The sequence below is a fragment of the Dyadobacter linearis genome (assembly GCF_907165045.1).
Taxonomy (GTDB): Bacteria; Bacteroidota; Bacteroidia; order Cytophagales; family Spirosomataceae; genus Dyadobacter; species Dyadobacter linearis.
Genome location: NZ_CAJRAU010000009.1, coordinates 105,167 through 130,780 on the forward strand (window position 1 = coordinate 105,167; position 25,614 = coordinate 130,780).

The window sequence follows — 25,614 nt, forward strand, 5'->3', positions numbered from 1 at the left end:
TTTTCGCCGACAGGATGCAGGCGTAATATAATTATGATTTATATTTGAGTTTATGAATAGTATGCTTGCATACTAATATTTCACATCGTTCTATAATAATCATTGATATGGCCGTTGCAGAAGCGAATAAAATATTCGAGCGAAGCTCTATCCGCGGAGGAGAGTTTTTGATTAAAGAAACCCAGGCTTCGCAAATATTTATCCCAGAAGAGTTTAACGAGGAGCAGCAGATGATTGCCGCTACTTGTCGCGAGTTTCTTGCCAAAGAGATCTGGCCGCGGCTGGATGAAATTGATCACGCTAAAAGTCCCGAACTGATCGCCAGCCTCATGGATAAGGCAGGTGAACTTGGCCTGCTGGGAACCGCGGTACCAGAGGAATATGGTGGTTTTGGGATGAATTTCAATACTTCTATGCTGGTAGCTGAGGCAACTGGCGCGGGTAACTCGTTTTCGGTCGCATTGTCTGCACACACCGGAATCGGGACGCTGCCGATATTGTATTATGGAAATGAAGAACAGAAATCTAAATACCTTCCAAAGCTGGCTTCCGGCGAGTGGAAAGCGGCTTACTGTCTGACTGAGCCGGATTCAGGATCAGATGCGAATTCAGCCAAAACTAAAGCGAGACTTTCCGGTGACGGGCTGCATTACATTGTGAACGGTCAGAAAATGTGGATTACGAATGGCGGCTTCGCGGATGTATTCATCGTTTTTGCCAAAGTCGAAGAGAATGGACAGACTGATAAAAACCTGACTGCATTCATTATAGATAAAACTTCGGGCGGCATTACGATGAACGAGCCGGAGCACAAAATGGGTATCAAAGGATCTGATACCCGCCAGATCTTCTTCAACGATTGTGAAGTGCCGGTTGAGAATATGCTTTCGGAGAGAGGTAATGGTTTCAAGATCGCGGTTAATATCCTGAATATAGGTCGGATAAAACTGGCTGCCGCTGCATTGGGCGGTGCAAAAAAAGTGGCCGAACAGGCGATCAATTATGCAAACGAGCGCAAGCAGTTTGGTACTTCAATTGCCAATTTTGGAGCTATTAAACATAAAATCGCCGAAATGGCTGTGGGAATGTATGCTACCGAATCGGCGGCGTACCGGGTTGGGCAGAATATTGATGATTTAATAACAGCTTTTCAGGCAAAAGGAATGTCGGATTCCGAAGCAAAGTTGAAAGCTTTGGAAGAGCTGGCAATTGAATGCGCGATCATGAAGGTGCACGGTTCGGAAGTGCTCGATTTTGTGGTGGATGAAGGTGTCCAGATTTACGGCGGAATGGGCTTTTCTGCCGATGCGCCGATGGACAGAGCCTATCGCGATAGCAGGATTAACCGGATTTTTGAAGGCACCAACGAGATCAACCGAATGCTCGTGGTCGATATGCTTTTGAAGCGCGCCATGAAAGGTCAACTTGACCTGATGGGCCCGGCGGCGGCAGTTGGAAAGGAAATTATGTCTATTCCTGATTTTGGTGCGGACGAAGAGGAAACGCTTTTTGCAAAGGAAAAAAAGGTAATCAGAAATCTAAAAAAGGCAGTATTGATGGTCGCCGGGGCTGCGGTGCAGAAGTTTATGATGAAGCTTTCGGAAGAGCAGGAAATTATCATGAGCCTGGCCGATATGGTGATTGAGATTTATGTAGCCGAATCTGTTTTGCTGCGGGTGGAAAAACGTATCGGGCTGCTCGGGGAAGAGCGAAATGCATTGCAAAAGGATCTTGCATTGGTATACCTAAACCGTTCGGTAGAAAAAGTCAATTCGGCCGGACGCGCCGCAATCACCAGTTTCGCAGAGAGCGACGAGTTGAATGTGATGTTAATGGGATTAAAACGCTTCACGAAAATTGAACCGTCGAATCTTAAAAATGCCCGCCGCCGCATTGCGGATGAGCTTATTGCCAAGAATAATTACACTTTCTGATATAAAATAGAAGGTTCAAAAAAAGGCCGGATTTACATGGATCCGGCCTTTCTTGTAACCGCTTGCCGGGTTTTTTATTCTTCTTCAAAATACGCAACTTTGGGAAACCAAAATCCGCGATTTTCACGTTAGATCTTTGGTTTCGAATGAACACAAAAGAAAAAAACGTTGGATTCTCTACAAGCTGCTGAAAAGCCACCTTTCACGACTCTGCATACTGTGGATCTGCGTACAACCGGACAATTTCCCGCTTTACTGCTGGATTATCTTGATCAAAAAGCGCCACTTTCCGAGTTTTACAGCAATTTTCCGACGCTTGAAAATGCGAAAGCTGCTATTTTAAACAAGAGCGCTTTTGAGACTGAAAAGAGAAAGATTCTGGTAGAAACCCTTGAAAGTCAATACAACGGGCTGGCTGATCTGCCTGATTTTTCGCTGTTGCTCGATGAAAAAACTTTCACTGTTACCACGGGGCATCAGCTTAATATCTTCACGGGGCCGCTTTACATTATTTACAAGATCGTAACGACGATCAAGCTCGCCCGCGCTTTGAAAGAAACCTACCCGGAATACAACTTTGTGCCGGTGTATTGGATGGCAACCGAAGATCATGATTTTGAGGAGATTGCATCCGTGCATTTATTTGGAGAAACTCATAAATGGACCGGTGATCACAAGGGCGCGGTAGGCAAGCTGAATCCAAAAGAGCTGGAAAGTATATTAAAACAGCTTCCCGGCAAGCCGGACCTTTTTGCGAGAGCATATCTTGAAAATAATACACTCGCCGACGCGGTACGATGTTATATGCACGAATTGTTCGGGCAATACGGCCTCGTTACCCTCGACGCCGATCACACGGATCTCAAACGCTCCTTTCTTCCCGTTATCAAAGAAGAACTTACCAATTCCATTTCTGGAAAACTGGTAAATGAAACGACCGCGAAGCTCAATTCGCTGGGCTACCATACGCCGCTGAATGCACGCGAGATCAATCTTTTTTACCTCGACGAAAACCTGCGGGAGCGCATTACAAAAGATGGTGATGTGTACAAAGTCCTGAATACAGACTTAACTTTTTCAGAAACCGAAATTCTGCATCTGGCCGAAACCAGGCCCGAAATTTTCAGTCCAAATGTGATCTTAAGGCCGCTTTACGAAGAGATCATCCTGCCTAATCTCGCGTATATTGGTGGGCCTTCAGAAGTACCTTACTGGATGCAACTGAAAGGCGTATTCTACCATTTCTCGGTTCCTTTTCCTATGTTGATCCCGAGAAATTTTGCGCTGTACATTACGGGGCATCAATGTAAAAAGGTTAAAAAACTGAACATCAGTTATCAGGAGTTGTTTTTGGATGAAGTCGCTTTACGCAAAACTTTTATCGAAAAAAATACAGCGCATATCCTGGACCTGGACGATCAGAAAGAGGAATTTAACAGGATATTCGAAGCTATATTGGAGAAGGCTGTTGCTGTGGACCAGACTATGCTGGGCGCTGTAAAAGCGGAGCAAACCAGATTGTTGCATTCACTTAAACATCTGGAAAAGAGGATTGTAAGAGCAGAAGAACGCAATCATCAGTCTGAAATCGAGCAGTTGCTGGCGCTCAAAAACAAACTGTTCCCGAACGGAATCGCCCAGGAACGGTATGATAATCTCCTTAGTTTTTATACGAGCGACCCGGCATTTATTGAGAAACTTTTCAACGCATTCGATCCGCTGGATTTTAGTTACAATGTGATTATAGAGGAATAGAAAAGCTTACTCTTTAAGCCTCACATCGCCGTAACGCGAATTGATCGTAATCTTTGTCCCCGAGCCCGTACCTATCTTGCCCTGGTACTGCTTTATTTTATAGTATTTGTTGTCCTTCGCGGGCTGCACCGAAAAATTGACGTTGCTGGTAGGATAGGTAAAATTCCCGTAAGTCACCGTGACATTGAACTGGTTGCCCTCCGCAGGCAGTACTACCGAGGAGTAAGATGCTTGAATATCAAGATTTTGCGCAGAATTAGTCAGCTCGTCAATCTTGAAATTACCCGAATAGTTCAGTCTTATTTTCCCGGTTCCCCTGATGGTGCCGATCTTGGCGCCCGAATAGTTGATATCAGCGTCCAGATTAAATACATCGCCGATATTCAGCTCGCCTGACTTATTGGTCAAGAGGATCTTCCTGCCGTGATCCAGGCTCAGCTTGGAGTATTCGAATTCCAATTTACCACCGTCCATTTTGCCGATTTTGGCGCTGCCGTATTTTACATCGATCACATTATCAGCGTTTTCGAGCAGGTTAGCCACAAAATTTCCATGCTTGGAATCAATAGTAAGTGGCGCGTGGAAGGAAGGAATATCCGTGTCGCCGAACTTATTACGGACTATCAATGCATTCTCTTTCGGCATATACACCGTATAGTCGATCTGCACATAATTCTTTTCGCCCTTCCGGTTGTTCCAACCATTGTTGGCAAACTGCCCGCGGTCGATTTGGGTGGTTAATGCGATCTGATCCTTACTCCTCTTTTCGTCGATATTCACAGAACTAAGATATTGCGAGGCGCGACCGTCGGAAGCTGCATTAGCTGTGATCAGTATCTCGACCTTGATCTCTTCCTTGCTCCACAGGTTGATCTTGACCTGACCGAACTGGTTGTCCACCACCAGCACATCGCTTTTTTTCACATCAAAAACCTTGATGATATTCCTACGTTTTTCAATAAGCCCGCCCTGTTCGGGATCGGTGGGCGCCGCGCTGAGTAAGTGCGGCAGAATAAGTGCTATATTAAATAACAGGAGCGCTGTTATTCTCTTTTTCGCTGTCATCTTTGACTTTATTAATACGTTGCAAAATGTCTAATTGTTGGTTGAGAAGGTCAACCTGCCATTGTAGATTCTCGATCATCGCTTCCAGTAATGCTTCCTGGTTGGGCGCATTGGAGAGGTTGGATCTGAGGTTTTTGTAATTCACTTCCAGATTTTCAAGATCAGCCGCAAAATCCTTGTACAATTCAGGATTATTCCGTGCGAGCTTGATGATCTCCTCCCTCTTCTGATCTATTGCAACATTGTATTGATTGAGTTCGCGGGCGTAAGTAGGCACTTTCAATGCCACACGCGGGTCGCGGGTAATGCCGTATTCGTTATTCAAATACACCATAAACCCGATTCCAAGCGCAAGAAAAACCCCGGCGGCAATGCGCCAGTCGAAATAGGGATTAGTTAGCCGCCTAATTTTTTTTTTGGATTTTTCCGGAACGATAGGAATCTCGTTGTGAAGCTGACTTTCAATTTGGCTCCATAAAGAATCCTGCGGTAAGAAAGTATCAAATCCATCCCTGTTATCTCTCACAAACCGCTCCAATCGATCCTTTTTATCTGAAGAATTTTTCATAGATTCATTAACGTGTCATGGGTAGATAATTTTTTCAAATCTGTTTTTTTTAAGTTGAATGTCATTGGTAGTCACTTGTTGTCACTGGTAGTCATTTGTTGTCACTGATAGTCATTTATTGTCACTGGTAGTCATTTATTGTATTAAAAGTTGCGTGTTGTTACCGTATAAAACTATCAATGACAATCAATGACTAAAAATGACCACCAATGACACATTCAATGACCAAAACGCCCCTCACACTACCCCCCCAACATCTCCGTCAACTTCCGTTTCGCCCGCATATATTGCGTTCGCGAGGTTGTTTCGCTGATTCCGAGTACTTCGCCTATTTCTTCGTGGTCGTAGCCTTCGAATAAATAGAGGCTTAATACCACGCGGTAACCGTCCGGCAATTTCTGGACCATATTCCTGACCCTTTCTACTTCCAGCGTCGTCTGGCTTTCGTCGAGGCCGAACGAATCTTCATTTCGGTCGCTATGTTCCAGGGTTTCCTGAAATTCGTCGATCTCCACCCATTTCACTTTCCGGCTGCGTAAATGGTTGATCGCTTTATTTACTACGATCTGTTTCAGCCAGGCACCGAATGTCGCCTGCTGCCTGAACTGGTGCAGATTCGTAAATGCATCCACAAACGCCTCCTGCAAAGCATCTTCTGCCTCCCCCATATGGTTTAATATCCGCATGCAAATGTTGAACATGGCTTTGGAATACGACTTGTACAACTCGTATTGTGCCTTTCGTTCACCGAGTTTACAGCGTTCCACCAGTTCGACATGCCGGTCTGGGTATATTTGTGTTTTCAAGCAGAAGGTTTAATTTTTGAACGTTCTGTGTTAAAGACAATAGCGCCTCTTGCATGTTGCACGGCGCATTGGAATTTTTTTTAAAATCCGGATTTGAACAATGATAAACAGCCGATTGTTCTTATGCAGATGGAGTTCTGTTATCTTTGGCTGTTTGCTGCAATCTACCGAAATCATAAATGAAAACGTTTAATATCCCCGACTTTTACCGGAGCCAGATTATCACCCCGATCAAGGAATTTCGCCGGAAAAATGACAAGCTGAAAAGGGACTATTCGCCTACATTGCTCGATTTTGGCCCGGTACAGTTCCTGATCGCCCGTCATTTCGGATTTTGTTACGGGGTGGAAAATGCGATTGATATTGCCTACAAAGCGATTGCCGAAAATCCCGGAAAACGGATTTTTCTTTTAAGCGAAATGATCCATAATCCCGATGTGAACCGGGATCTGGTAGATCGTGGAGTTCAATTTATAATGGACACAAAAGGCAATCAGCTGATCGCGTGGGAAACGCTTACGACCGAGGATATCGTGATCGTTCCGGCTTTTGGGACTACGGTTGAAAATCAGCAAAAACTGGCTGAACTTGGCATTAACTCTTATGTGTACGATACAACCTGCCCTTTTGTAGAAAAAGTCTGGAACCGCGCGGCGCAGATCGGCGAGAAGGATTATACGATTGTGGTGCACGGAAAACCGAAACACGAAGAAACCAGGGCAACATTTTCACACAGCAAAGAAAACGCGCCGACTGTGATAGTCGAAAATATGGCGCAGGCCGAGCGGCTGGCCGAATATATGACAGGTTCAAGACCAGCAGAGCAGTTTTATACAGATTTTGAAGGACAATACTCGGACGGTTTCAATCCCGCCAGAGACCTGCAACGCATTGGGGTTGTAAACCAGACTACGATGCTGGCGTCGGACACGCAGGGCATTTCAGATTTCCTGAAAAACGTCATGATCCGGCACTATAACCTGCTCCCGGATCAGGTAGAGGCGCATTTTGCTAATACCCGCGACACACTTTGCTACGCTACCAATGATAATCAGGATGCGACTTATGCATTGCTCACGCGCGAGGCCGATCTGGTTATAGTCGCGGGAGGTTATAACAGCTCCAATACTTCACATTTGGTCGAACTTTGCGAGCAGAAATTACCTACTTATTTTATTGAATCGGTCAATAAGCTGCTTGATCGACAGCTGATCAGGCATTTTGATATGCATTTAAAAGAAGAGATCGTTTCGGAAAACTATATTCCTGAAAAAGCGCCTGTGAAGATTATGCTGACTTGCGGCGCTTCCTGCCCCGACGCGGTAGTAGAGGCGATTCTGCTCCGGTTATTGTCATTTTTTGAAGGTGCCAAACCAATAGAAGAAGTGATGGAAGCGTTTTGATACCAGTTACATAAAGTTTCAGACCTTTAAATCATTTAGGATTCAATGTTCCGGGTGATTCGGTGATAAAAGTTAAATTAGACGGATGATTTTGCTACAAAAATCATCCGTTTTTTATATCTCATTATGAAAAAAAGTTTCCCGTTTCCCCTCGTTTATCTGTTCTTTTTCAGCTGGTTATTAAATAGTTGTTCTACTTTAAATGAAGTCAGGATTGCAGGTACCAACTTTGAGAATGAGATCAGTTTGTCTCAAAATCTTGTATTTACTTTCAATAAAGACCTGGTTGCTCTTGGTGACCTGAACGACTGGGATTCTACACAATACGTTCAGTTTGAGCCTGCTGTGAAAGGAAAGTTTAAATGGACTGCGCCGAATGAACTGATTTTCTCTCCCGTCGCAGGGTTCGAACCCGCTACTTCCTACAAAGCGAAGCTCACAAATCTGCTCACTAAAAAAGTTGAGAAGGAAAAAAAATACGACGTTTCCAAAGATCCGTTAGACTTCCACACGCCATTTCTGCAACTAGCCGGGACTGAAAGCTGGTGGACAATTTCTCAGGAAAGCGGCAGACAGGAAGCCCGGCTCAAACTGGTATTCAATTATCCTGTCAATGCACAGGAGGTAGCTGAAAAGCTAAAAATTACAGTTGCGAATCAGTCGGCAGATTTTAAATTACTTCCTTCTCCCGATGAAAAACAGGTGATCGTAGCAATAACCAACACCGGAAAGGCCGATAATAATGACACGCCGGTGAAGCTGAGCATCGCGGCCGGTTTGAAAATACCGAATACCAAATTCAATACCGATGTCGAGATTTCGCACAACGCATCATTGCCTTCTCCGCTTCATTTACAGGTAGTTAATATTCAAACAGGTTTTGAAAACAATGCGGGTTACGCGCGGATTATCACTTCGCAGGAGCTGGATAAGGAAAGTATTTCCAAAGGTTTCAGCATTAACCCCGACACTGTTTCCCAAATAGAGCCGACGCAAAACGGGTTCATCGTGCGCGTCGATTTCAATGAAACGGAAACGTATTCTTTACTGCTCAATAAAAATCTGAGAGGTATGCTCGGACAGGCGCTGGAAGAGGAAACTTCCAAGGATCTGTTTTTCGGAAAATTGCCGCCTGCTATTTCATTTACCAACAAAAAAGCGGTTTATCTACCTGGAAAAGGCTCCCGGAATGTGGGCGTCCAAATTGTCAATATACCCGAAGTTCAGATCCGTGTGTCAAAATTATACTCCAATAATATCCTCAACTATCTCCGCCAAAACCGCTGGAATGAATACGGTTATGTAGGCGATGAATGGCAGCAGTTGAGTACTTTTCAGTACACCGACGAAGGAGCAGATAATATGAGTGACGCACTGGTTTTCAAAACCGTCGACACGGAAAATCTGCCCAAAAGCAAAGGGTTATCAGCACTCAATATTGCCTTACCCGATGAAAACAAGCGGCAGGGCGTTTATCTGGTCACCGTTCGTTCTACAAATGAAGCTTATTTGAGCGCAACAAAGCTGATCTCTATCTCCGATATCGGGTTAATAGCCAAGCAGGGGAAAGACGAAATCTGGGTTTTTGCCAACTCACTCCAAACCAACGAGCCAATCTCCGATCTGGAAATCACATTGATAAGCTCTAATAATCAGGTAATTCACACCATTTCTACCGACGGAAAGGGAGTTGCGCACATCGATAAATTGGAAGAGAAAGGCCCTGGTTTTAAAGTCGCGATGATTACTGCGAGTAACGATAAAGATTTCAATTACCTCGTTTTGAATGATACCAAAGTTGAAACTTCCCGGTTTGATGTGGAGGGGGCTCGTGATAATGTCTCCGGTTTCCAGGCTTTTACATATGGACAAAGGGATATTTATCGACCGGGGGAAACGATGTACTTTAATACCGTGCTGAGAAGTCAGGCGTGGCAAACTGGCGCCAAAGTCCCGCTGAAAATGAAAATGTTGACCCCAAATGGCCGGGAGTACCGGACCTGGCGGAAGACAACCAATGAGCAGGGGGCAGTTGAAACGGAAGTGCAAATGGACCGTGCCGCACTAACGGGGACCTATGTACTGGATGTATACAATGCAAATGACGTCCTGCTTGGCTCGCATGCAATCAGTGTCGAGGAGTTTATGCCCGACCGGATTAAGGTCGATCTCAGCGGCGCGGCAAAAGAATATATGTCGGGCGACCCTGTGTCATTAACTGCGACTGCCGTCAATCTTTTCGGCCCGCCGGCAGCGAACAGGACTTACGAAATGGATTATGAGCTTACACGAAAAAGGTTTTTTACAAGGGCATTTTCTGAGTACGTTTTCGACATTCCGTCTGAAGACCCCTTCGCAAAAGACACCCGGCACGGTGTCACCAATGAAAACGGACTGGCGAAGGAAACCTTCGTGCTGGGTGGCGGATTGAAAGATATCGGAGTGCTGGAAGGAAAGATTTACGTGACGGTTTTTGATGAAAACGGGAGGCCAGTCAACCGGTTGCAGCGGTTTGACGTATTTACCCAGCCTGTATTTTATGGTATCCGCCTGCCCGACACTTATGTGGGTACAAATGCGCCGGTACCGATAGAAATTGTGGGGTTGAACCGCAAAGGTCAGCTGCAAGGCGGCGCAACTTCTTCTGTGGAGGTGGTTAGGATTGAATATCAGACTGTTGTAGAGAAGAAATACGAGCGGCTACAATATACTTCCCGTAAAAAAGAGAAAGTAGTTTACGCAAAAGCATTGAATTTACCGGCGGGCAAAGGCACATTCAGCTATGCTCCAACAGTTTCCGGGGAATACGAAGTGCGGGTGAAAAGGCCCGGTGCGGCGCATTATACAGTGGCCAAATTTTACGCCTATGGTTACGGTAACACGCAATATTCGTCTTTCGAGGTAAGCAATGAAGGCAGGGTTTTGATGGAAACGGACAAGCAAACGTACCAAACCGGCGACGAGGCAAAAGTGCTGTTTAAGACTCCTTTTGACGGAAGATTGCTGGTAACCATCGAGCGCAACCATGTATTGGAGCATCAGATTTTAACCACTGATAAAAAGGCGGCTGAGCTGACGCTGAAAATCAAGGAAGAGCATTTACCCAACGTATTTGTAACTGCGACGCTGATCCGCAAAATGGACAATTCTGACATGCCGCTGACGGTAGCGCACGGATTTGCGCCTATTATAGTGGAAGATACAGAGCGAAAATTGCCGGTGACGATTTCTGTTGCAGAACAGTCCAGATCCAAAACAAAACAAAAGATCAGAATAAAAACAAAACCGAATGCGCAGGTGACATTATCGGTTGTCGATGAAGGAATTTTGCAGATCAAAAATTTTAAAACACCTGATATTTACGGCCATTTTTATCAAAAACGTGCGCTGGAAGTCACCAGCCACGATTTATACGCGCAGCTTTTCCCGGAATTGAGCCTGAATGCAAAGTCCAGTTTCGGGGGCGACGGTTATGATCTGGAAAGAAGAATTAATCCGCTGAGTAACGGGCGGACGGAGCTGGTTTCATTCTGGAGTAAAATCCTGACTGCGAACAGTAGCGGCGAGGCGACTTTTGATATTAATATCCCCCAGTTCAGCGGCGACCTGCGCGTGATGGCCGTGGCTTATAAGGATAATGCATTCGGCTCGGCGAGTAAGAATATGAAAGTAGCTGACCCGGTCGTAATCAGCGCGGCGGTACCCCGTTTTCTGAGTCCGGGAGACGAGCTGATTTTGCCGGTCAATATCAGTAATACTAGCAAAAATGCGGCAAATGCTTCTGTTACGCTGCAATTGCAAGGTCCGGTAACCGCTAGCGGACAAGCTTCTCAAACCATACCTATTGCTGCCGGCAAGGAAAACAGAGTTACGTTTTCGCTGAAAGCTGCGCAGGCGATCGGGGTGGCGAAAGTGATTGTGAAGGTCAACGCTTTTGAGGAAACATTTATAAACGAAACCGAAGTGTCGGTAAGGCCGGCTTCTCCACTTTTAAAAACCAGTACTTCGGGTACCATCGCAGCAAACAACCAGGGAGTTATTGACCTCAGCACTTCTTTTATTCCTGCAACCAGCCGCAGCCAGATCGTTTTCAGCCGCTCGCCGCTTGTGCAAGGAGGTGGAAAGGCGCTTTTAACTTTGCTGGGATATCCTTATGGTTGTCTGGAACAAACAATCTCCAAAGCATTTCCGCAGATATATTTCTCTGAACTCACCAAAGCAATGGCAATACCGGTGTACACGGTGCGAAATGCGGAAAGCGACCTCAACCCGATGACGAATATCCAGCTGGCGATCAGGAAAATAGAATCCCAGCAGCTGTATAATGGCGGAATGGGCATGTGGCCGGGCGCTACCCAGGAAGATTGGTGGGCGACGGCTTATGCGGTTCATTTTCTGGAAGAAGCAAGGAGAGCGGGTTTTGAAGTTAACGTGAAGACAGTCAGCCGCGCACTGGAATATTTGAAATTAAAATCCGGAACAACTGCGACGAAAGAGGTAGTAATCGCCAGTACCGAAAATGGGCTCGGTTACGAAGACCAGCCCGGGCAACGCACACAAACCAGAAAGCTCGTCGCGCGGCGGGAGGCTATTTATTCGCTTTACGTGCTGGCGCTGAATGGAAATCCGAACCGGGCGGCTATGAATTATTACAAGCAAAATGCGCAAATGCTGACCAGTGACTCGAAATATCTGCTCGCCGCTGCATTTCAGCTTGCAGGCGATTCCAGAAGTTTTGCTTCACTTTTGCCTAAAAAATATGAAGCGGACCGCGGGGGGCAATACCAGGACGATAGCTATTCGTCGCCGCTGCGTAATATGTCGCTCGTACTGAATACGTTGCTGGAAACTGATCCGGGGAATTTACAAATTACTCCACTTGGCAGACAGCTTTCACAGGCTATCCAATCGGCGGCTTACCTGAACACCCAGGAAGCGGCATTTGCAGTCTTGGCACTTGGGAAATTGGCTAAAAAAACGTCCGGCTCGACGGTTACTGCCTCGATTTCGGCCGGTGGTAAAGAACTGGGCACATTTAGCGGCAAAGAAGTCATATTTTCAAAAGGGATTTCTGGTAAAAAAGTAGCTGTAAAAACGCAGGGGAAAGGCGATTTGTACTGGTTTGCGCAAACCGAAGGAATGTCGGCTACCGGCACTTATGCCGAAGAGGACCAGGGACTTAGCATTCTCAGGCAGTTTCTGACACGCGATGGAGCACCGATGCAGGTATTCCGGCGAAATGATCTGGTAGTTGTAAAATTGACTTTGACAAGCACCAACGGACTTCCGGTTGAAAATGTGGTAGTAACCGACCTGCTGCCCGCCGGCTTTGAGATTGAAAACCCCCGCATCACCGAGCCGCGCGATATGCCGTGGATCAAAAACGCGGCTGTTCCGGAGTATTATGATATTCGCGACGACAGGATCCACTATTTCACAACCGCCGAAAAACAGGCTAAAACTTTCTATTATCAGGTCAGAATCGTTTCAAAAGGCAATTTTACAGCAGGCCCGGCTGCGGCAGATGCCATGTACCGGGGAGAATACAGAAGTTACTCCGGCGGCGGAAAGATAAAAGTAGAGTGATTTTCAGAAGGAAAAGGAGCGTAATATCAAACCTCCTATAATAGCTCCGGCAATGGGCGCAGCAACTGGAATCCAGCCGTAGCCCCAGTCTGATCCGCCTTTGTTCGGGATCGGTAAAATGGCGTGTGCAATGCGCGGGCCCAGGTCCCGCACCGGATTGATCGCGTAGCCTGTGGTGCCACCCAGAGAAAGCCCGATGCTCCAAACCAGCATTCCAACCAGATAAGGCGCCACTCCAGACGGGATACCGCCTTTGTCGGGATCGGAAGTGCCTGCGTAGCCGATCGCGACAACGCCCACGATCAATATCACGGTTGCGATGAATTCACTCAGGAAATTAGCGCCGGTTGAGCGGATCGCAGGGTCGGTTGCAAAACAGGCAAGTTTTGCGCCTCCGTCTTCGGTTGCTTTCCAATGCGGTAAATATTGCAGCCAGACCAATATTGCTCCTAAAAACGCGCCAATTAGTTGCGCCGGAAGGTAGCTGGCCACCATACTATAATCGTTTCTGAGCACAGCCAGCCCGATTGTCACAGCCGGATTTAAATGCGCTGCTGCACTGCCGAATGCATTGGCAGTAAAAATCCCGATCATCACCGCAAATCCCCAGCCGGCGGTGATCACGATCCAGCCGCCGCTTTCGCCTTTGGTCTTTTTGAGTACCACATTGGCGACCACTCCGTTGCCGAGCAAAATGAGGACCATAGTTCCGATTAACTCTCCAAGAAATGGCGAAGGCTGCATAGATTATTGGGTGATAAAGGTTTAGCGGGCGAATATGCGAATAGTTTTAATTATTCCCGACCTAATGCTAAAAAGAATATTTCGTGTCAGTTTTACCATTTTGTGACCGTGAATTCCACTAACTTTGCGCGATAATCAATTTTTGTATTGAAAATCATGTCTTTAAATCAGCTCACAGCGATTTCTCCGGTTGACGGCCGTTACTACAAACAGGTAGCAGAGTTGTCAACTTATTTCTCCGAATACGCCCTTATTTATTACCGTGTTTTTGTTGAAATAGAATACTTCATCGCCCTCTGCGAGATACCGCTGCCTCAATTATCAGAATTTGATAAGAAGAAATACCCCGCGCTGCGCAAGATCTATGAGGATTTCAGCGAGACGGATGCATTGCATATTAAGGACATTGAAAAAGTTACCAACCACGATGTAAAGGCGGTTGAGTACTTTATAAAGGAGCAATTCGAAAAGCTGGGCATTGAAACCTACCAGGAATTTATCCACTTCGGTCTTACTTCCCAGGATATCAACAATACCGCGATTCCGCTTTCGCTGAAAGATGCGCTGGAACGCCAGATTAAGCCGCTTTTCCGTCAGGTTCTTTTTGTATTGAAAAGAATGTCGATCGAATGGAAAAATGTGCCGATGCTCGCATACACACACGGACAGCCGGCTTCGCCTACACGCGTTGGAAAAGAGTTTCTGGTTTTTGTAGAGCGATTGGAGCGGCAGCTTGAAATGCTCGATAAAATTCCGGCTTCGGCTAAGTTCGGCGGCGCAACAGGAAATTTCAACGCGCACCACGTGGCTTATCCTAAACAGGATTGGATGGCGTTTGCGAATCATTTCGTGGAAGGTTTGGGCTTGAAAAGAAGTAAGCACACGACCCAGATCGAACATTACGATAACCTCGCCGCTACTTTTGACTGTTTGAAAAGGCTCAATACCATTTTGACAGATTTGAATCGGGATATGTGGACCTACATTTCCATGGGTTATTTCAAACAAAAAATTAAGGCTGGTGAAGTAGGTTCATCGGCAATGCCGCACAAAGTGAACCCGATCGATTTTGAAAACTCGGAAGGTAACCTGGGACTTGCGTCTGCACTGTTTGAACATTTTGCAGCCAAGCTTCCGATCTCACGTTTGCAGCGCGATCTTACAGATTCGACGGTTTTGAGAAATATCGGTGTTCCCCTGGCGCACGTCGCAATCGCCCTGAATTCATTGATTAAAGGTCTGGGAAAAGTAGAATTGAATGGCGAAATGCTGAAATCTGACCTGGAAGATAACTGGGCGGTAGTTTCAGAAGCGATTCAGACGATCCTGCGCCGCGAGAGTTATCCAAAGCCTTACGAGGCATTAAAGGAACTGACACGTACCAACGAAAAGATCACCCACGAATCCATTTCGAGGTTTATCGAAACGCTCGACGTATCAGAAAAAATCCGCGAAGAACTCCGCGGATTGACTCCTTATAGCTACCTGGGGATCGTAGAAGATCATATTTTTTGAAAGCAGTTAGCTATTAGCGGTTAGCTTTTTACATAAATCCGAAGCTAACCGCTAATAGCTGAAACCTAATAGCTAAACCCTATCCACATTTCGACGAGCCGCAATCTTTACAAGTCAGGCAGCCTTCCTGATATTGCAGGTTTGTCGAATTACAATTCTGACATTTCTGTTTTGCCGCGTCGGTTCCGTCCGGAATATAGCGTTTCAATGCACGCGCCACGCCGTTTTTCCAGGTATTGATCGCCTCATCCAGTTGCAGACTTCCGATCAGGTCTACCACTTTTTCAATAGGCATTCCGTGCCGTAATGTGCTGGAAATCAGCTTTGCGTAGTTCCAGTATTCCGGGTTGAATTTATAGGAAAGACCCTCGATTGTGGTTTTGTATCCGCGCGTATTTTTATATTGAAAATCGTATCTGGAAGTCCCGTCACTTTCCCGGTTTTTGATAATAAAACCATCATTAACCCAGCGCGGGATCAGGATTCCATCATCATCGTCTGCGAAACCGGTGAAAATCTCATAGGGTCTGCCGTCGATCGTTCCGATAAATGCGATCCATTTGTCTTTTTTATTCTGGAAACGAACTACATCGGCTTCCAGCGTCTGCGGTCTTTCAGTTGGGAAAGGAGTCGGCGCGTCCGGTTTGGTTTCCTTTTTCTCTTCATTTGAAATAAGAACACCCGATCTTGATCCGTCGCGGTAAACCGTAACTCCCTTACAGCCAGCCTTCCACGCTTCCATATAGCATTCGCCGACCAGTTCTTCGGTCACATCATTCGGCATATTGATCGTCACGCTGATCGAGTGATCGACCCATTTCTGGATCGCGCCCTGCATTTTTACCTTTTTCAGGTAATCCACATCGTTGCTGGTCGCTTTGTAATAGGGTGATTTTTTGACCAGATCATCAAGCTCTTTCTGCGAATAATTTTTCGTCAGATCGTGTCCGTTCACTTCCATCCACTGTCTGAAACGGTGGTGAAAAACGACATATTCCTCCCACGAATCGCCTACTTCATCCACAAAGTCAACGCGCACATCCTTGTCGTTCGGATTCACCTTTCTTCTCCTTTTATAAACCGGAAGAAAAACAGGCTCGATACCCGAAGTAGTCTGTGACATTAAGCTCGTGGTGCCGGTGGGAGCGATTGTCAATAGGGCGATATTGCGGCGGCCATATTCCAGCATTTCGTAGTAAAGCTGTGCGTCAGCGGCTTTCAGGCGGAGTATAAACGGATTATCCTTCTCTCTTTCTGAGTCGAAAATCGCAAATGCGCCACGTTCCTTTGCTGTGTGAACTGAGCCGCGGTAGGCTTCCAATGCAACCGTTTTATGAATTTCAACTGCAAAATCATTTCCTTCGTCACTGCCGTAACGCAGTCCCAGCCCAGCCAGCATATCGCCTTCTGCGGTAATGCCAATACCTGTCCTTCTGCCTTCGCCGGCTTTTTTCTGAATGTTCAGCCACAGATTTTTCTCTACCAGCTTCACTTCCGCGCTCTCAGGATCGGCGTCGATTTTCTGAATAATGGTATCGATCTTTTCGAGTTCCAGGTCGATGATATCGTCCATCATACGCTGGGCTGCAGCAATGTGTTTTTTAAATAAAGTCCAGTTGAAGCTCGCAGTGGCAGTAAATGGGTTTTCTACGTAAGAGAATAAATTGATCGCCAGTAACCGGCAGGAATCATAAGGACATAAAGGAATTTCGCCGCAAGGATTGGTGGAAACGGTCTCGTAACCCAGGTCAGCGTAACAGTCAGGAACCGATTCACGCGTGATCGTATCCCAGAACAAGATCCCCGGCTCGGCCGATTGCCACGCATTATGTACTATTTTTTTCCAGAGCACCGTCGCGTCGATGTCCTTTATATGTGTTGGATTCGCACTTTTGATTGGATATTGCTGCTTGTAAGTACCCTGCGATTCGACCGCTTTCATAAAATCGTCGTCGATACGCACAGATACATTGGCCCCGGTAACTTTGCCCTGCTGCATTTTTGCATCGATAAAGTCCTCAGAATCAGGATGTCGGATCGCAACGGACAGCATCAATGCACCGCGGCGACCGTCTTGCGCGACTTCGCGGGTAGAGTTGGAAAAGCGCTCCATAAACGGTACAATGCCCGTCGAGGTAAGTGCCGAATTTTTGACAGGAGACCCTTTTGGGCGAATATGCGACAGGTCGTGACCGACGCCGCCCCTTCTTTTCATCAGCTGCACCTGCTCCTGGTCAATCTTCATAATGCCGCCATACGAATCCGACGCGCCATTATTTCCGATCACAAAGCAGTTTGAAAGCGAGGCGATCTGGTATGGATTGCCAATACCGGTCATCGGGCTGCCTTGCGGGATAATGTATTTGAAATCTTTAATCAGGTCAAAAATTTCAGTCTCGCTCATCGGGTTGGCATATTTCTGCTCAACTCTCGCAATCTCCTTCGCGATCCGTCTGTGCATATCGTCGGGGGTACCTTCGTAAATCGCGCCGTAAGAGTCTTTCAGCGCATACTTATTTACCCAAACTCTGGCAGCAAGATCGTCACCTTTAAAGTATTGAAGGGAAGCCTGGTAAGCTTCGTCGGACGTGTAAGTTCGCTCAGATTGGGAAGACTGAATTGTTTCCATGTGAGTATGTTTTATTAACAGGATTGAATGTTAAATGTACAAAATTCGAAAAACCTTCAACATTAAAATTTAGAAAATCTTTACAGAATTCTAATTATAATATGCTAATAGACAGAAAATTAGCAGTTTGTGTTTCCGGGAAAGTTTACAAAAAAATATGTTGGAGAGTAAATTATTTTATTCTATACAAACAAAAAAACCGGCTCAATATGAAACCGGTTTTCCTAATTACTATGGCGAAATTTAACTTAGAAAATTCTTGTAACTATATCTTAACCCAGTCTGGTCACCGTAGTTTCCAGCAATGCCGGCCACTCTTTCAGTTCGGGAATACCTGGCTTTCTTTTTCCAAAAAACTGATTGAACATCACACCTTCTTTATCGATCAGTTCAATGCCGGTCACGATACCGTCTTCGGTCGGCTTGCGCACGATCCAGGCTTCGTCGATCGCGTCTTCCCGCAAATGAAGGTTGAACTCCGGGTCCATGATATTGAGCCACGGGCCCATCACAAAAATCTTATTGATCGGCCCGGTATGGATCTGAATGCAGTTTGGGTTGGAAACGAAAACCATAATTGGTAGCCCCGACTCAGAAACTGCGTCGAAAATGGGCTTCATGCTCGAAGGCGTGATCTGGTAGGCATATCCCTCTGGAGCGTAGCGTAAAGCTTGTTTCCGGGAGAGTTTGTATTTGCGCAGCAATGTGAAAAAGTCGTGCGTGTCTTTCAGCGCCAGCCACTCGGCCTGGAATGCAGCAACATCAATTTCCCGTGCAGTTTCCGGCTCCGGTGCTTTTTCTTGTTTTGGGTTGATAAGTAAGTTAACATCCTGATCAGCAGCAGTATACTTGGCGACTAATGCGTCGTATGCAGCTTTGTTACTTTTTTCGGTCAGGTAAATTTTATGCGTTGCTTCTCCGAAGCTATTGAAGAATTGCAGACTATGTCGGTCGTTTTCCGACACCGCGAAACCGAATTTCCAATCACCCAAAAACAGCCTCAAATCAATATCCTCGCCCAAAACAAGTCCGACGTGGTTATTGAAAGAAACATTTTCGTAAACACCTTTCCGCTCGTGCACTACGTGGTCATTGCGGGTCAGCGCCATCACGTGGCCCAGCGAACCTACTTCTTTGATCAACTCACGAAAATCACCGTCGAGCAGGGTCGCAGTTTTACCAACACCGATCGCAACCAATTCAGCCTCAGTTGTATTTAGTTGTTTGGCCGCATCTCGTATCCTGGTTTTAGGGTTAATAACCTTAAATTCTTCCCAACGTTCTTTGAGTTCTGTTCTGTCTGGTGAAAGGGTTGATTTCATGGTAATGTTTTTTAAAAGTGATATTTATAACTGTGAAGTGCCCGACAATGCCGGGGTAACATTTGGTACGATGATCGGAAACTGTACGTGTTCCGGATGCAGGATCCGGACCGGTAGCCCGAAAACTGACTTAATATGTTCGTCTGTCAAAACCGCTGACGGTAAGCCGATCGCAAAGCTTTCTCCGTCTCTGAGCATTAAAACCTTGTCGGCATATTGCAAAGCCTGATTGAGATCGTGGATCACTGCGATCACCGCGAAATCTTTTGAAGTCATTTCTTTCGCTAGCTGAAACGTCTCAAACTGGTGCAGCAGGTCCATTCCAGTCGTAGGTTCATCGAGGAGAAGTAAGCCATTATCTACTTCCCAGATTTGCGCCAGTGCCCTCGAAACCTGTACGCGCTGCTGCTCGCCGCCCGAAAGGGTAGGGTAAAGCCGGGTTTTCAAATGGCCGATACCAACTTTTTTAAGGCACATATCAACGATTGCAAGGTCACGGCGCGTAGGCGCTGAATCGTAAAAAGGGTATCTTCCCATTAGTACAATTTCCTGCACCGTAAATGACAGTGTGATCGTATTCTGTTGCGCGAGTACCGCCCGTTTTCTGGCCAGGTCCCTGAGCTTGTATTTTTTGAGATCCTTCCCGTCAAATACAACTGAACCCGAAGTGGGCGCGAGTTCCGAGGAAAGTATCTTGACCAGCGTAGACTTCCCTGCGCCATTTGCACCGACAATCGCCCAGAATTCACCGGCTTTCACCTCAAAGCTTACTCCATTCAAAAGTCTGCGGCCCCGTACCTCGAAACCTACCTGAGTAATCTCCATCATAGTCTTTTTCGTTTTTGTTCCCAAAGAATGTAGATGAAGAATGGAGTGCCTAAAAGGGCGGTAAGGATTCCGATGGGCAGCTCGGAAGGCGCTACGATAGTTCTCGAGAATGTATCTGCCAGGGTAAGTACGATGGCGCCGCCTATTGCCGAGCCGACCAGTAACGTTTTGTGGCTCGGACCGAATGTAGTGCGTATAATGTGCGGAACAACCAGACCTACGAAGCCGATTGTGCCTGCTACTGCAACTGAGGCCCCGACGCCCATCGTCGCAAGAATGATCACTTTCTGTTTGAGCGCCTTCATATTTACCCCCAGACTAGCCGCCTGGCTTTCGCCCAATACAAGCAAATTCAATGCTTTTGATAAATAAGGCATAAATAACACAGAGATCCCCACAAATGGCGCGACTGCCAGAACGGAAGTCCAGGTAGCGCCGCCGAGGCTGCCCAGGTTCCAAAATGTAATGCTTCTGAGTTGCTGATCATCAGCCAGATAGGTCATTAAGCCAGTTACTGCGCCCACGAATGCATTGATCGCGATACCGCAAAGTAAGAGTGTGGTAATGCCACCTTCGCCGGCAACTTTTGACAATTGGTAAACCAGAAACGTAGTAAATGCCGCACCCAGAAATGCGACAAACGAAATGCTGTAAGCACCGGCCAGCTCAGTTAGCATTCCGAAATATTTGACATTTAGCATTAATACGAATATTGCGAAAAGCGACGCTCCCGAAGTGACTCCGATCAATGTCGAATCCGCAATAGGATTTCTGAAAAGTCCCTGAAGCGAGGCGCCTGCAATACCCAGGCCGGCGCCTATTAGTACCGCCAGACAAACTCTCGGCAAACGGATCACCCAGAAAACGATCGATTTTTGCTCTTCAACACTGGTTGTGCTAATTAAACCCAACTTGAATGCTACTATCTCCGTCAATTCTTTTACAGAAATAGAAAGTGCGCCCGTGCAGGCGGAGAAAACAACGCAAGCCAGCAATATGAAGCCGAGTATCCACGCCATTTTTCCCGTAGAAGACGGCAGGAGCAACCGATCTTCAACGGCTGGTTTGTCAATATCTCGTTCTCTTTCGATTTCTGCTAGCATGCCGGTCAGTTGACTTTTTGTGACAGTTCCAAAGCCGCCTTTCCGAGCCGTGGCCCGAAGCCGGTCAGTAACTGACCATCCATCGTGATGATTTTTTGATTTTTACCCGCGTTGGTATTTGCAATCCCTGGCACTTTCAGCAGCCCGTCCATTCCTTCCAGACTTTCCAAACCACTTGAAAATAACACTAGTACGTCCGGATTTGAAGTGACCAGCGACTCGGCTGTCAGTGGTTTGAAATCTGTAAATCCCTGCACCGCATTTTTGTGGCCTGTGAGCTGAAACATTTTATCGAGCGAAGTGCCTGATCCCGAGACCATCAATGTGCCGGTTCCGCGTGCATATATGAAAAGCAGTTTTTTGGGAGCTTTCGGAGTAGTGATTTTGGCAAGATCAGTTTCCAATGATTTGATCATTTTCTCTGCCTGCGGCTTTGCATTAAAATAGGCGCCTACTTCCCGGATCAGCTTCACTGCGCCTTCTCTGGATAAATCGTGCCTGAATTCCACCATTTTCTTGCCCGCGCCGGTCAGCTGTTTGAGGACTACGGGAGGTATCATACTTTGGTTGGTATAAATAATTACGTCCGGGTTCAGTGCGAGAATTCCTTCTGCGGCAATACTGCGGTTGTGCCCGATCTTGGGGATTTTATCCAGAGAAGCAGGAAAATTACTGGTCACATCTACACCCACAATCTGTTTTTCCAAACCCAAACCCACCAGAATTTCGCTCAGCGTACCATTTGTCGACACAATGCGCGTCGCTGCATTTGCATGGATTTGAATACTAAAAACAAAAAGGAATATGCTGATTAACGATCTGACAGACAAAGGCATTCGAATAGGTTTTGTAAGCCGGAACATTTTCCGGATTGAGTTAATACAAACGGTCACTGGCAAATATAGGGCATTAATTTAGACCAAGTATAAATAGAAGATAAAAATATGCTTTTGTGCAGCCTAAATCCGGTGGTGGAATTTTTATTATTGTAAATTGATTTCTTGCCTACTCTTATATCTTGCTGCTTTTGAAAAAGTTATTTACCAATCTTACCTTTTGGGTTTTGGCCGCGATCACCTGCGGCGCATTGCTGGGCCACTACTTTCCGGCTCAGGGGGTACAGATGGAGTTTCTGGGCAAGGGGTTTATTCAAATCGTCAAAATTTTCATTAACCCCATCATTTTCCTGACGATCACGCTGGGAATTATTGGAATGGGGGATTTGAAAAAAGTAGGCAAAGTAGGAGCTAAGGCACTGATTTACTTTGAGATAGTCACTACCCTTGCTTTGATCGTCGGGATAATCGTTGCGAATGTGATCAAGCCCGGCGAGGGCGTTGTGACCAGTAATCTGGGGCAGGGAGATATTTCCGCTTACACCGGCAAGGTCGGCGATTTCAGCTGGCTGCAATTCTTTTTCGATAACGTTACTTTACAAGTTTTGCTGTTTTCGCTGGTTCTGGGGACGGTTTTGAGTAAATATTCAGGAAAGGACAAGGTTATTCACTGGCTGAATTTTGTTTCCAAATACGTATTTCGAGCCTTGCACTTTGTGATGATCTTTGCCCCGATCGGCGCATTTGGCGGAATGGCCTACACGATCGGTAAATACGGTATTGACACGCTTTTACCGCTTGCCAAGTTGATGGGGACGGTTTATGCGACAATGGCGATATTCATTTTTGGTGTTTTGGGGCTGATTTTGCGCATGTACAAGATTCAGCTCTGGTCTTATCTTAAATATATTCGTGAAGAGCTGCTGATCGTACTCGGCACTTCGTCTTCGGAAGCGGCATTGCCTTCGTTAATGGTCAAGCTGGAAAGAATGGGCTGCTCCAAACCCGTCGTAGGGCTGGTGGTACCGGCAGGATATTCCTTTAACCTCGACGGGACCACGATTTACCTGTCGATGGCGACGATATTCCTAGCGCAGGTTTTTGATGTACACCTCACTTTTGGGCAGATATTGTCTTTGATCGGGATTCTGATGGTCACATCAAAAGGTGCCGCGGGCGTGACCGGGAGTGGATTTGTAGTGCTGGCCTCGACTTTAACTGCTATCAAAGTAATCCCGGTGGAAGGTTTGGCACTGCTCCTCGGCGTCGACCGTTTCATGTCCGAAGCCCGCGCGATCACGAATTTCATTGGCAACGGCGTTGCTACGATCTGGCTGGCCAACAACGAAAAGGAATTCGACCGCACCAAGATGGAATATGCATTCGCAAATGTGAAGGAAACCGAGAATGTGATCACAGATAACCTGTCAGACGCAACCCAGCCGGAGCAAACGAAGTTATAGTATTGAGATTTTTGTTAATTTGAGATATCAATAAATCATCAGCATTCATGAATTACAGAGACTATATTTCCTCTGATCACCGGATCATGCTGGGCAAACCTGTACTAAAAGGAACCCGCTTGTCCGTCGAGTTGATCCTGCGCAAGCTCGGAGAAGGTGCGTCAATGGAGGATTTGGCTAATATGTATCCTGATATTCGCAAGGAATCGATTCAGGCAGTATTGCAATACGCCGCCGAGCTTGTTGCAAACGAGGAAAGTCTGGAAGCGGCTTAAATTGAACACTAAATTTGAAATATCCACAAGCAGTACAATATTATGATTGAACAGGAAACGATACATATACCGAGCCGGGCTAGCCGGGTTTTTATTGGGGAAGAATTTGATTTGAAAAGCTGGGACGATGTGCAGCCGCTTTTTGAAAATCTGCAAAACCGGGAGATTAATTCCGCCGCAGATCTGAAACAATGGTTTTCGGACCGCAGCGAAGTGGAGTCCTATTTGTCGGAAAACTTCGCGTGGCGCTACATCCGTCAAACTTGTGATACTGCCAATACCAGCCTGATCAATGCACTGCAATTTTTCATAACTGAAATACAGCCGAAGCTGGCCGAATATGGCAATGCATTGGATAAAAAGGTGGTAGATAACCCGTTTCTGAGCGAGCTGACAGAGCCAGGTTTTACGATCACTTTGCGCGGAATGAAGAAAGCGATTGAGATTTTCCGCGACGAAAACATTCCGATCATCACCGAAATGCAAACCGAAGAACGTCGCTACGGAGCAATAGCCGGAGCGATGACGGTGACGTTGGATGGAGAGGAAATGACACTGCAAAAAGCGGCCGACCGGCTTCAATCCACTGACAGAAAAATCCGCGAGGAAGCGTGGCGGGCGATCAGCGAGCGGCGTTACCAGGATCACGACAAGCTGGACGAACTGCTAAATTCTCTGGTTACACTGCGGAATAAAGTGGGTCAGAATGCAGGTTTCGATAATTACCGCGACTATATGTTTGCGGCAATGGGCCGTTTCGATTACACGCCGCAGGATTGTTTCGATTTTCACGAATCAGTGAAAAAAGCAGTCGTACCGCTTTTGAACAATATGGCTACTGGCCGTAAAGAATCGCTGCAAGTTGACGCATTACGCCCGTGGGATACCAAAGTGGACCCGAAAGGCTTACCGCCACTGAAACCATTTGCGACGGGAGAGGAGCTTTTGGATAAAACAATTCGCTGTTTCACACGCCTTAACCCATTTCTGGGAGACTGTCTGCGAGTGATGAAAGCGATGAACCACCTCGACCTCGAATCACGGAAAGGCAAAGCGCCGGGCGGCTACAATTATCCGCTGGACGAAATCGGGGTGCCGTTTATCTTTATGAATGCTACCTCCAATCTGCGGGATATGGTCACGCTGCTGCACGAAGGTGGCCACGCGGTGCATTCATTTGTAACGCGCGACCTGGCATTGAATTCGTTCAAACATACGCCTTCGGAAGTGGCGGAACTGGCATCCATGTCGATGGAGCTGATTACGATGGATTTCTGGGATGAATTTTTTGAAAATGAAGAAGATCTGAAAAGGGCCAAGATCCAACATCTGGAATCGATCATTGAAACACTTCCCTGGGTTGCGACAGTCGATAAATTTCAGCATTGGATGTACGAAAATCCAACGCATTCTGCCGAAGAGCGGACAGCTGCCTGGGTAAGGATCTATGAAGAATTTACAGATTCGGTGATGGATTGGAATGGATTGGAAAATTTCAAAAAGTATCTCTGGCAACGTCAGCTGCACATTTACGAAGTTCCTTTCTACTATATTGAATACGGAATTGCGCAGCTGGGCGCGATAGGTGTCTGGAAAAATTACCGCCAGGATCCTGCCGCAGGCCTGAAAGGTTATCTCGACGCGCTGAAATTAGGCTATACTGCCCCGATAGGCGAAATTTACCAGGCTGCGAATGTTCCTTTCGATTTTTCTGAAAAGAATATCACCGAGCTGATCCGGTTTGTAAGCGACGAGCTGGAAGCATTGAAAAAATAGTAATCC

General features: G+C 46.4%; 17 protein-coding genes. 8 read left to right on the top strand and 9 right to left on the bottom strand.

The window, feature by feature from the left end; all coding sequences use genetic code 11:
* The first annotated feature begins 107 nt into the window (after positions 1-107).
* Both KOD92_RS23925 and bshC read left to right on the top strand, forming a co-directional pair.
* Entirely contained in the window at positions 108-1,934 is a 1,827-nt protein-coding gene (locus KOD92_RS23925; protein ID WP_215236144.1) for an acyl-CoA dehydrogenase family protein, read from the top strand.
* Positions 1,935-2,102: 168 nt separating this feature from the next.
* On the top strand, positions 2,103-3,689 hold the full coding sequence (bshC, locus tag KOD92_RS23930; protein WP_215236145.1) for a bacillithiol biosynthesis cysteine-adding enzyme BshC: 1,587 nt from the start codon (positions 2,103-2,105) through the stop codon (positions 3,687-3,689).
* A gap of 6 nt (positions 3,690-3,695) precedes the next feature.
* On the opposite strand, the gene KOD92_RS23935 is transcribed toward bshC, so the two are convergent.
* The 3 genes from KOD92_RS23935 to KOD92_RS23945 all read right to left on the bottom strand — a co-directional run bounded on the left by KOD92_RS23935 (position 3,696) and on the right by KOD92_RS23945 (position 6,128).
* Positions 3,696-4,754: a hypothetical protein gene (locus KOD92_RS23935; protein WP_229254818.1), complete on the bottom strand. Its 1,059-nt coding sequence runs from the start codon at positions 4,752-4,754 to the stop codon at positions 3,696-3,698.
* Positions 4,714-5,322, bottom strand: a complete 609-nt coding sequence (locus tag KOD92_RS23940; RefSeq protein WP_215236146.1) for a hypothetical protein — start codon at positions 5,320-5,322, stop codon at positions 4,714-4,716. The genes KOD92_RS23935 and KOD92_RS23940 overlap by 41 nt, the downstream gene beginning before the upstream one ends.
* Positions 5,323-5,564: 242 nt before the next feature.
* Positions 5,565-6,128 carry an RNA polymerase sigma factor gene (locus tag KOD92_RS23945; protein ID WP_215236147.1) on the bottom strand — a complete coding sequence of 188 codons (564 nt, stop codon included), beginning with the start codon at positions 6,126-6,128 and terminating at the stop codon, positions 5,565-5,567.
* A 179-nt stretch (positions 6,129-6,307) separates the two neighbouring features.
* Between KOD92_RS23945 and KOD92_RS23950 the strand changes: the two genes are divergently transcribed.
* Positions 6,308-7,531: a 4-hydroxy-3-methylbut-2-enyl diphosphate reductase gene (locus KOD92_RS23950; RefSeq protein WP_215236148.1), complete on the top strand. Its 1,224-nt coding sequence runs from the start codon at positions 6,308-6,310 to the stop codon at positions 7,529-7,531.
* A 126-nt stretch (positions 7,532-7,657) separates the two neighbouring features.
* Positions 7,658-13,117, top strand: coding sequence for an alpha-2-macroglobulin family protein (locus KOD92_RS23955; protein ID WP_215236149.1), 5,460 nt, complete (start codon positions 7,658-7,660; stop codon positions 13,115-13,117).
* 3 nt (positions 13,118-13,120) lie between these two features.
* Here KOD92_RS23955 and KOD92_RS23960 read toward each other — a convergent pair whose 3' ends face one another.
* Positions 13,121-13,861, bottom strand: coding sequence for an MIP/aquaporin family protein (locus KOD92_RS23960; RefSeq protein ID WP_215236150.1), 741 nt, complete (start codon positions 13,859-13,861; stop codon positions 13,121-13,123).
* Positions 13,862-14,017: 156 nt separating this feature from the next.
* On the opposite strand from KOD92_RS23960, the gene purB reads away from it, so the two are divergent.
* Positions 14,018-15,376, top strand: coding sequence for an adenylosuccinate lyase (purB, locus tag KOD92_RS23965; protein WP_215236151.1), 1,359 nt, complete (start codon positions 14,018-14,020; stop codon positions 15,374-15,376).
* A 79-nt stretch (positions 15,377-15,455) separates the two neighbouring features.
* Here the strand turns inward: purB and KOD92_RS23970 are convergent, their stop codons facing one another.
* From KOD92_RS23970 to KOD92_RS23990, 5 genes are all read right to left on the bottom strand, one after another.
* On the bottom strand, positions 15,456-18,005 hold the full coding sequence (locus KOD92_RS23970; RefSeq protein WP_215236152.1) for an adenosylcobalamin-dependent ribonucleoside-diphosphate reductase: 2,550 nt from the start codon (positions 18,003-18,005) through the stop codon (positions 15,456-15,458).
* Between the two features lie 272 nt (positions 18,006-18,277).
* On the bottom strand, positions 18,278-19,327 hold the full coding sequence (locus KOD92_RS23975) for a hemin-degrading factor (protein WP_215236153.1): 1,050 nt from the start codon (positions 19,325-19,327) through the stop codon (positions 18,278-18,280).
* Positions 19,328-19,351: 24 nt separating this feature from the next.
* Positions 19,352-20,155, bottom strand: a complete 804-nt coding sequence (locus KOD92_RS23980) for a heme ABC transporter ATP-binding protein (RefSeq protein ID WP_215236154.1) — start codon at positions 20,153-20,155, stop codon at positions 19,352-19,354.
* Complete coding sequence (locus tag KOD92_RS23985) at positions 20,152-21,258, bottom strand: FecCD family ABC transporter permease (RefSeq protein WP_215236155.1); 1,107 nt, start codon at positions 21,256-21,258, stop codon at positions 20,152-20,154. Before KOD92_RS23985 ends, KOD92_RS23980 begins: the two co-directional genes overlap by 4 nt.
* 5 nt (positions 21,259-21,263) lie before the next feature.
* Positions 21,264-22,094, bottom strand: a complete 831-nt coding sequence (locus tag KOD92_RS23990) for a heme/hemin ABC transporter substrate-binding protein (RefSeq protein WP_215236156.1) — start codon at positions 22,092-22,094, stop codon at positions 21,264-21,266.
* Between the two features lie 191 nt (positions 22,095-22,285).
* Between KOD92_RS23990 and KOD92_RS23995 the strand changes: the two genes are divergently transcribed.
* The 3 genes from KOD92_RS23995 to KOD92_RS24005 are packed head-to-tail and all read left to right on the top strand — an operon-like array spanning position 22,286 to position 25,608.
* Positions 22,286-23,557: a cation:dicarboxylate symporter family transporter gene (locus KOD92_RS23995; RefSeq protein WP_215236157.1), complete on the top strand. Its 1,272-nt coding sequence runs from the start codon at positions 22,286-22,288 to the stop codon at positions 23,555-23,557.
* A gap of 47 nt (positions 23,558-23,604) precedes the next feature.
* Complete coding sequence (locus KOD92_RS24000) at positions 23,605-23,832, top strand: DUF433 domain-containing protein (RefSeq protein WP_215236158.1); 228 nt, start codon at positions 23,605-23,607, stop codon at positions 23,830-23,832.
* A gap of 42 nt (positions 23,833-23,874) precedes the next feature.
* Positions 23,875-25,608 carry a M3 family oligoendopeptidase gene (locus tag KOD92_RS24005; RefSeq protein WP_215236159.1) on the top strand — a complete coding sequence of 578 codons (1,734 nt, stop codon included), beginning with the start codon at positions 23,875-23,877 and terminating at the stop codon, positions 25,606-25,608.
* The last annotated feature ends 6 nt before the right edge of the window (positions 25,609-25,614 follow it).